General features: G+C 41.3%; 1 protein-coding gene and 1 pseudogene. One reads left to right on the forward strand and one right to left on the reverse strand.

What is annotated here, in order from left to right:
* Positions 1–142: 142 nt before the first annotated feature.
* Positions 143–6064: an amino acid adenylation domain-containing protein gene (locus A4S05_RS36095; RefSeq protein ID WP_069074562.1), complete on the reverse strand. Its 5922-nt coding sequence runs from the start codon at positions 6062–6064 to the stop codon at positions 143–145.
* 1737 nt (positions 6065–7801) lie between these two features.
* Between A4S05_RS36095 and A4S05_RS36100 the strand changes: the two are divergent.
* A pseudogene (locus A4S05_RS36100) lies at positions 7802–8026 on the forward strand (sugar transferase); the annotation flags it as partial.

Below are 8026 nucleotides of genomic sequence, written 5' to 3' on the forward strand. Positions count from 1 at the left end.
TTAAGTTGACACCAATGAGCAACGTGCTTTACCCCTACAAAAAATCTATATGTATCAAGATTTTCGTGAAATGGTATTAGCCCATTGCGAATTGGTTTGACGCTTGTACCGTCGAAATCCTTAATCAAGTCAAAAGTTCAAATTAATTCTTTGAAGACTGCGCCTGAGTTAAGCAATTTCCCAATATTTCGGCTAACACCTGTACATGGGGTTCTTTAAGTATTTCAAGGTGAGATCCGGGAAGGTAATGGATATTTAATTCTCCAGTTACTATGTCACCCCAGCCGAATTGAGGATCGTATTGTGTGCCAATAGCTTCACTTCGATTCTGATCCTCTGTCCGCAAGAGAATAGCTTGACCAAGGTAAGGTGAGAAGATATATTCACTAACGGCTTGAGTATTAGCATCTATACTCTTTAAGTGCTTGTCATTCTCAGGTAAATTAAGTAACTCTTCCAAGTAACGGTTATATTTATTTTGGATATGCCGCTTACGCCAATAGATCCATTTCACAGCCTTTTGCCAAAGATAGCTAGGCCCTTGTTGAACCATATTCTTTAAATGCAAAAAACCTCGTTTGAGAAATGATGCCCGCCAGCTATAACCTGGACGACAACTATCAAGCATAACTAGAATACCAACTTGTTCGCCTTGCTCTTGGAGTTGTTGAGCCATCTCAAAAGCAACTATACCTCCAAAAGAATAACCTCCCAGAAAATAAGGCCCCTTGGGCTGAAGGGTCTGTATTTCCTGAATATAGTGAGTTGCCATGTCTTCAATCCGCGTATGGAAAGGGTATTTTTCATCTAACCCTTGTGGCTGTAGTCCGTAGAATGGTTGCTCTGAACCTAGATGCACTGCCAATTCACGGAAACACAAGACTTCTCCACCCAGTCCATGAATACAGAAAAAAGGTGGCTTGGAACCATTGGGTTGAATTTCTACCAGGGATGACCAGGCAGGTTTTGATTTGTCCAAGGTATTTACTGAAGCCAAGTTTTTTGTTAAATCTTCTTCTTGGCAGATTATTTTGGCTAGAGCCTCTACGGTACCTGACTGGAAGAGAATTGCAAGAGGTAGATTTTTATTAAATGTCTTCTCAATTTGCCAAAATAGTTTTACTGCTAATATCGAGTGTCCTCCTAGCTCAAAGAAGTTATCCTTGACGCCAATGGGCTGGACATCTAGAATTTGTTCCCAAATTTTGGTCAGTTGGAATTCTAATTCATCACGAGGAGCCACATAGGTGTTTTCTGAATCAAGCTTTGTTGAGTTTGGTGATGGTAAAGCGCGGCGGTCGATTTTGCCGTTGGGGGTTAGGGGTAGGGTGTCTAGTAAAACGAAAGCACTAGGCACCATATATTCTGGCAATTTTTGTTTGAGAAAATGACGCAGTTCGTCTGTGGTTGGTGTCTGTTCTGGGTGAGGAACGATGTAGGCGACTAGTCGCTGGTTTTGTGGATTATCAACTCTAGCTGTGACGACAGTTTGCTGTATGCCAGGGTGTTGTGCTAGTAAAGCTTCAATTTCTCCAAGTTCGATGCGAAAGCCACGAATTTTTACTTGATGATCAATTCTCCCGATGTATTCAATATTGCCATCGGGAAGATAACGGGCTAAGTCTCCAGTTTTGTAAAGCTTTTCACCGTTGTTAAAGGGATGAGAAATAAATCGCTCGGCTGTTAAGTCTGGACGGTTGAGATAACCTGTAGCAACTCCAACACCACCAATATAAAGTTCGCCTTTCGCACCCAACGGAACTGGTTGCAAATGGGAGTCGAGGATATAAAGTTGAGTGTTAGCGATCGCTCTCCCAATCGGTACACTTGTTAAGTTACTCTCTGTTTGACACTGCCAAAATGTGACATCAATTGCTGCTTCGGTAGGGCCATAAAGGTTGTGTAGTTCACATCCCATCCGCTCAAAAAATCGCTCCTGAAGGTCAACTGGTAAGGCTTCGCCACTACAAAATACCCGTTTTAGAGATTTGCAACGTTCTAGCCCTTTGGTTTCTAGAAATATTTGCAACATGGAGGGTACAAAATGCAGTGTTGTAATTTCCTCTTGGGCGATGGTGTTGATTAAGTAAGTCGCATCTCGCTGTCCGCCTGGTTGAGCCATCACTAAACGCGCCCCTGTCAATAGGGGCCAGAAAAACTCCCAAACGGAAACGTCGAAACTAAAAGGCGTTTTTTGCAGAACGCTATCAGTTGCATTTAGTTGGTAAGCGTCTTGCATCCACAGTAAGCGATTGCAAATTCCCCGATGGGTGTTCATTGCGCCCTTTGGTTTGCCGGTGGAACCAGAGGTGTAAATTACATAAGCTAGATCCAGAGGCTTGACGCTGGAATTGAGATTGCGATCGCTTTGTTGTGAGATTGTTTCCCACTCGGTATCCAAGCAAATTTTCTGAGTTTTTCCGGGTAGATGCTCCACTAAATTACTTTGGGTGAGCAGCACTGGGGCTTGACAATCCTCTAGCATATATGCTAAACGCTCTTGAGGATATTCGGGATCAAGAGGTACATAAGCGCCACCAGCCTTGAGAATCCCTAACAATCCGACAACCATTTCTAAGGAACGCTCAACACAAATGGCTACGAGTACATCTGGCTGGACTCCACAGGTTTGCAAGTAGTTTGCTAGCTGATTGGCGCGACAATTTAGCTCATTGTAGGTAAGATGCTTATCTGCAAATTTTACAGCGATCGCATCTGGTGTTTTCTCTACCTGCGCTTCAAATAACTGGTGCAGACATTGAGATAAATCGTAGTCAGCTTCAGTATTATTCCACTCTCCTAGTAGCTGATGCTGTTCGGCTGCTGTTAACAGAGGTAAATCTGAAATATGCTGTTCTGGATTGGCAACAATACCTTCAAGTAAAGTTTGGAAATGCCCTAGCATTCGAGCAATAGTTGTAGCATCGAATAAATCTGTGTTGTATTCAATTCCACCTTTGATCCCCTCTGAAGTTTCTTCCAGGTCGAGGGTGAGATCGAACTTTGCTCCGCCGTTATGGATTTCTAAAGGGGTAATGTTCAATTCCGGAAGTTCCCAGAGTTCCCTTGGGGTATTGTGGAAGGCAAACATTACCTGAAACAACGGTGAATGGCTCAGATTTCGTTCTGGCTGTAGTTCTTCTACTAACTTCTCGAAGGGCAGGTCTTGGTGAGCATAAGCTCCTAGTGTTACTTCTCGAACTTGACTAAGTAACTGCCGGAAACTTGGGTTGCCTGAAAGGTTAGTACGTATGGCTAAGGTATTGACAAAGAACCCAATCAAGCCTTCGGTTTCAACTTGGTTGCGACCAGCAATCGGAGAACCAATGAGAATATCTTCTTGTCCAGTGTAGCGGTGCAGTGTTGTCCCAAAAGCCGCCAGCAATGTCATGAATAGGGTTACACCCTGCTGATGCGAGAGTTTTTTTAGCGATGCACTCAGGGTTTGGGGTAGCATCAGGGATTGCACTGTTCCCTGGTAAGTTTGAACTGGTGGCCGTGGTCGGTCGGTTGGTAATTCTAATACAGTATTAGCACCTGCTAACTGGGTTTTCCAGTAGTTGATTTGGCTAGAAAGTATTTCATCCGATAGCCATTGATGTTGCCAGACAGCAAAATCGGCATACTGAATGGGCAATTTTGCCAGGGGGGAAGGCTTACCACTCAACAAGGCTTCATAAACAGCTGCTAACTGCTGCCAGAGAATACTTATTGACCACCCATCTGAGGCGATGTGGTGCATGACTAACAGGAGTATATGCTGCTGTTCGTCTATTTGGAGCAATGTAGCTCGCAGCATCAAGTCAGTTTCTAAGTTGAAGGGGCGTTGCGCCTCTTGATTTAGCAGACATTCCACTTGCTCCTGTGTTACCTCAATTACCTTGAGTTCCACAGGCCGAGGCGTGCCAATTACTTGTATGGGATTACCATCAAGTGATGAGATGAAGTTTGTTCGCAGTGCTTCATGATGGACAACGATCGCATCTAGTGACTTTTGTAATATATCTGCATTTAACTTACCTGTTAAGCGCTGTGCATTTGAGACGATATATGCTCGGCTGTTGGGTTGCAACTGCTGCAAAAACCACACTCGCTGTTGAGCAAAGGATAAAGGGGCTGACTCGCGGTTGGCTACTTGGGGAATAGTCTGATTTTGGGGATCATTTTCTTGAGTCTGATTTTGGGCGAGCGCTTGAGCTAAAGTAGCGATCGTGGGATTCTCAAACAAAAGTTGCAACGGTATTTCTATCCGAAAGGCTTGACGAACCCTAGACATTACTTGAGTGGCCAGCAGTGAATGACCTCCCAATTCAAAAAAATTGTCGTGGATGCCTACTTGTTCCAGCCGCAAAACTTTTGCCCAGATGGTAGCTAAGACTTCTTCTCTAGGATTCTGAGGTGGAACAAAGTTAGTTGATAGACTAAGAGCAAATGTATCCGGTGCTGGTAAAGCTTGACGGTCTATTTTCCCGTTGGGATTTAGTGGCAAGGTGTCCAAAAATACAAAGGAAGCGGGCACCATGTATTCAGGCAGTTGACCTTCCAAAAAGCGACGCAATTCAACCTGACTAGGAATTTGCTCTGGACTAGCAACAATATAATATGCCACGAGTTGCTTGTCCCCAGGAACATCTTCTCTGGCTATAACTAAAGCCTGTGTCAGTGCCGGATGTTGACCTAATCTGGCTTCAATTTCTCCCAATTCAATACGGAAGCCACGAATCTTTACTTGGTAGTCAATCCGACCAAGGAATTCGATATTACCATCGCTCAAATAACGCCCCAAGTCCCCAGTTTTGTAAAGACGTGCCCCAGGTTCATAGTTAAAAGGGTTGACAATGAACTTCTCTGTGGTCAATTCTGGACGGTTAAGATAGCCTCGCGCTAAACCAATACCGCCTATATGCAGTTCACCTGATTCACCAACGGGCACTGACTGTAAGTTTTCATCGAGGATGTGAATCTCTGCATTAGTAATCGGGCGACCAATAGGAGCAATGGTGTAATTAGTACCGCGCTGGCAAGTCCAGAAAGTGGTATCAATGGAAGCTTCTGTCGGGCCATAACAATTATGTAGAACATTATCCAAATTCAATTGAGCAAAGAAACGTTCTATGAGTTCGCCAGGTAAAGCTTCACCACCGCAGATAATGTGTCTAAGAAATCGGCAATTCTCAATTCCCTTCTCTTCCAGTAAGACACGGAGGATGGAAGGTACTAAGGCCAAAACGGTGATTTGCTGCTCAGTAATTACCTCCACAAGGTAGGCAGGGTCTTTATGTCCACCAGGGCGAGCCATGAATAACTGCCCTCCAAAGCACAATGGCCAGAATATCTGCCACACTGAAGGGTCGAAACTAAAAGAAATAGTCAGTAAAACTTTGTCTGCGTGAGTTAATCCAAAGGTTGTTTGCTTCCAGTGGAGTTGATTGCAAATCCCACGGTGAGGGATCATTACACCTTTGGGCTGTCCTGTAGAACCAGATGTGTAGATTACATAGATGAGATTCTCAGCCGTCGTTTCATTTACAGGATTTTCTTGACTGTTTAGGATATTCCCTTGCCAGTTTGAGTCCAGACAAATTACTTGCGCCTGATGCGGTGGCAAGTTCTTGACCAATTTCTCTTGGGTTAACAATACTGGTGTTTGGGTGTCTTCCAGGATGAAGGCTAGACGTTCTGAGGGATATGTCGGATCTAAAGGCACATAAGCGCCTCCAGCTTTCAGAATTCCCAGTAGCCCTACGATCATCTCCAAGGAGCGCTCCAGGCAAATGCCCACAAGTACATCAGGCCCAACACCTAAAGTACGTAGGTGGTGCGCTAGTTGATTCGCCCGCTGGTTTAACTGCTGATAAGTAAGTTGTGTATTTTCATATACTACAGCAATGCCTTGGGGCGATCGCTCCACTTGCATCTCAAACATTTGATGGATGCATAGAGCCTGATGATGAACGACTTGGGTATCATTCCATTCCTGTAGAACTTGAGTATCGATGATGTGAGTTAAGCTATCGGACGGAATATTTTGCTTATAATCTGAAGTCTGGCTACTTATCTGCATTTTCTATATATCAACTCCATCAGGAAATGCCACTTTTTTATTTTATTATTTATTGTATATTTGTTTATACCAACTGAAGCTGAACACAAATCCTTCAGAGTAGAAGCTACTGGCTCAGAAACAAAGCCTAGATAGCCTTCAGAGCAGGTCAATGTGTGTAGTTTGCTTTCTCTAAAACATACCAGCTCTGCTTTTTAGCAATAAGTGTTCATATACATCTTCAAATAAAACAGGTATTTAAAGGTCTAGCAAATTGATTGACAATAAACATAATAATTCTCATATTCTTAATCTTAAATTATTAACTAGAAACACAGATAAGACTTTATATTGGCTAATTTACTTTAGTTCAATAGTTGAAACATAGTTTTTTGTTTCTTTATCAAATTACAATAGGTAAAATTCAATACTGAAGAGACTCTATCCTTTTTTATAAAAAACTACTGAGAGAAAAAATAATTATTACCAAATCTTCATTGTGCTTCTGCATATGTAAAAATCGTGTAAAGCTATAATTATGATTTGCTAAAATAGTTAAGTAAATCAGTGTAAAGATTTGTCATTATAATCAGATAGGAGCCAGAGAGAAGTTAGAGCGCGGGCTTCCTGTGTTTGCATAGCCCGACACAGGCATAGAAACTTCAAAGAGGCAGAAAATAGGAAAAAAGAGGGTTTTAGCCTCGTTTATCTTTCTTTAGATAGTTACATTTTTTGATGCTGACTCAGTGAACCTATCGTCAAGTGAGTTTCATCTCACTATATATAAAGCATACATAAAGCTAAAACCTTGCACATGGATTTCACACCCATGACAGTGTAACTTAAGATACAGAATAAATCTTTACTTCTTCTCCCAGCAAACACCCATTCAAGCTCTTTGGCTAAAAATTAAAGACTTGCAGCAAATCCAGCGTTGATTGTTTTATGGTAATACTACTGTGCGAAAGGTCTAATTTTTTTGATAATCAAGATTATAACAGTCCAAAATATATCAGAAAAAATAACTCTTTATCGGGAGGCAAAAATGTCTAGAATGCAGATTTGACAAGACTAACATAAACCACACATTGCTAATTCTACTTCCAGTTATTAGAATTTATTCTCACTAGTCTGTGACCAATTATCTAGAGATGCCCATGAAGCTGACCTAAGTTCAGCCACGATGTTTATTTATGTTAAGCTTTGTAACAATTGTCAAACTTTTGATGCATTTCGTTATATGTTATGTGTGTAAGTTTTGTTAATCAGTAATTATGCGTAAAAAAACAAAACCTGTTCTAAGCAGAACTGAGTCAGTATAAGTAGATATGCTACAGTAATTCGTAAAGAGATATCATTGTATCTCTACTCTGGAAGCAATAATCTGCAATCACTAAGCCCAACTATTTATTACCTACCTTAAAAATTTTAATATTTTTACTTTACCTGCTCTACTATAAAATGCCAGGAATTGTATTTAACAATAACTTAGCTCAACAACAAATCTTTTCCTTGGCATTAAAGCTCAAAACTTTCAGAAAACACTGGATGCTATCCTGCAAAAAAATCTAAGACTTCGGATAGTCGCCACACTCAAACCAATCCTGGAAGATGCTTTTGATCAAGAACTTAAAGTTACTCTGAAGAAAATGATTAATATGTAGACTATAAAGGAGAGATTTCTTTAAAAGTCAAACGTGAGATAGCCCAATTGTATAGTTTTTCATCAAATTTTAACTACACCAACTGTTACTAACTATGAGTAATCAAAGCATTGCAACAAATAAATTGAGTGAAGTGCCTTTAGATTTACGTGCATCTTCATTGGTCAAGGTACGCAAAGGTTCGTGGTGGTTAAGATTAATCACACTGTTTTTAGTAGACTATACTCTTTTATCCTTAGCTTGGGTTTTCGCTGGATATCAATCTGATTATGGCAATTTTGCTTGGGATATACCTAGTAATTACTTACCAATTTTAATC

Source organism: Nostoc sp. KVJ20 (assembly GCF_001712795.1).
Classification (GTDB): domain Bacteria; phylum Cyanobacteriota; class Cyanobacteriia; order Cyanobacteriales; family Nostocaceae; genus Nostoc.

Excerpts from the sequence above, each read along its gene's own strand:
- A4S05_RS36095 (WP_069074562.1), bottom strand. The coding sequence starts at position 6,064 with ATGCAGATAAGTAGCCAGACTTCAGATTATAAGCAAAATATTCCGTCC.